Here is a 1,537-nt window from a genome sequence, read left to right on the forward strand (position 1 = left end):
CAGCACGAGCACGGCGCCGCCCACCCGGCCGAGGCTCAGCTCGCGCTCGATCAGGTCGAACATGCCGAAGCGGTCGAGCAGCAGCGCGGCGACCAACTGTCCGGCGATGCCGAGCGCCATCACGGCGGCCACGCCGATCTTCGGCGCGAGGAACAGCGTGATCGTGACGTACATCGCGCCGAGCAAACCGCCCCCCAGCAACATATAGAGCGGCATGCTGCCCAGCGCGCCGAGATTGGTGCTGCTCCGGGCGAAGAGAAGCGTGAGCCCGATCAGCGCGACCGTGCCCACGCAGAACGACATCGTGGCGGCCGAGATGGGGTGCCCAAGGCGGGATGCGGCTTCGGCGTTGATGGGCGCTTGCAGGGCGATCATGCCGCCGGCGACGAGCGCCACCGCGGTCAACAGAAGTCCCGGCAACCACATGGGCATCCCCTCTCGTTGCATCGTCGGTCCCTTAGGCTCCTGCGCCGATCTTTGCCGACAGGATCTTGTCGGGATTTGCCGGCGGCTCGCCCCGGTTGATCTGGTCGACATTCTCCATGCCTTCGATCACCCGGCCCCAAACCGTGTATTTGCGGTCGAGAAAGGTGGCGTCGTCGAACACGATGAAGAATTGGCTGTCCGCGGAATCCGGCGACTGCGCCCGGGCCATGGACACGGCGCCGCGCGTATGCGGCTCGGCGTTGAACTCGGCGCCAAGCTTTTGGCCCGAGCCGCCGGCGCCCGTGCCGGTCGGATCGCCGGTCTGGGCCATGAAACCCTCGATCACGCGGTGAAACGGCACGCCGTCATAGAAGCCCTGCTTGGCCAGCTCCTTGATGCGGGCGACGTGTTTGGGCGCGAGGTCGGGGCGCATCTCGACCACGACGTTGCCTTTGCTCGTTTCCAGAATGAGGGTGTCTTCGGGATTTGCCACGGATAGGGCCTCCTTCGTTTGCCGGGTTTGCTTACTGCTCGATGGTGGCCTTCTTGACGTAGTCGAGCTTGGGAAAGTCGGTCATCAGATAGGCGTTGCCTTCCATCTGCACGCGTCCCTGATCGGGGCCCTGGCCGCGCGGCGCGCCTTCGCCGTAGCCCTTGAAGAAGGAATCGACCACGTCCATGCCGGAGACCACCTGCCGAAGGGCGAGAACCTTGGCCGTCGAGACCGGCATTGTCGCCGAAATTGATGAAGACCTGGGTCGTGCGGGTGCCGGGGCCGGCGGTGGCGAAGCTCACCATGCCGCGGGTGTTGCTCTGCTTGACCGGATCGTCGGGGATGCGCGCTTCGCGCCACACCGCGGAAAGGTCCGGGTTGCCGCTGATGCCGAACTGCACCATGAAGCCGTCGATCACGCGGAAGAAGCGCGCGTCGTTAAAGAAGCCGTTCTTCACCAGATTGTAGAAGCGGTCGGCGCCGTTGGGCGACCAGTCGCGATGCACCTCGATCACGAAGGTGCCTTTGCTCGTGTCGAACTTGGCCTTGTAGACGTCCGGCGCCTTCTTGTTGAGCGACGACGGATCGCCGAGATTGGCGGAGGAAGTCTTTCAGACC

3 protein-coding genes and 1 pseudogene are annotated in these 1,537 nt (G+C 64.9%); all 4 read right to left on the minus strand.

From position 1 onward, the window contains the following. The coding region (locus tag AUC71_RS11555) for a DMT family transporter (RefSeq protein WP_204376709.1) at nt 1–426 on the minus strand (426 nt) is incomplete at its 3' end. A gap of 31 nt (nt 427–457) precedes the next feature. Then, nucleotides 458–919: a peptidylprolyl isomerase gene (locus tag AUC71_RS11560; protein ID WP_069624387.1), complete on the minus strand. Its 462-nt coding sequence runs from the start codon at nt 917–919 to the stop codon at nt 458–460. 31 nt (nt 920–950) lie between these two features. After that, nucleotides 951–1,157 carry a hypothetical protein gene (locus tag AUC71_RS20330; RefSeq protein WP_204376710.1) on the minus strand — a complete coding sequence of 69 codons (207 nt, stop codon included), beginning with the start codon at nt 1,155–1,157 and terminating at the stop codon, nt 951–953. Between the two features lie 40 nt (nt 1,158–1,197). After that, a pseudogene (locus AUC71_RS22765) lies at nt 1,198–1,434 on the minus strand (peptidylprolyl isomerase); the annotation flags it as partial. Nucleotides 1,435–1,537: the final 103 nt, after the last annotated feature.

Source organism: Methyloceanibacter marginalis (assembly GCF_001723295.1).
Lineage (GTDB): Bacteria > Pseudomonadota > Alphaproteobacteria > Rhizobiales > Methyloligellaceae > Methyloceanibacter > Methyloceanibacter marginalis.

What these genes read in the sequence shown, in the direction of transcription:
- AUC71_RS20330 (WP_204376710.1), bottom strand. Translation starts at nt 1,157, where the DNA reads ATGCCGGTCTCGACGGCCAAGGTTCTCGCCCTTCGGCAGGTGGTCTCC.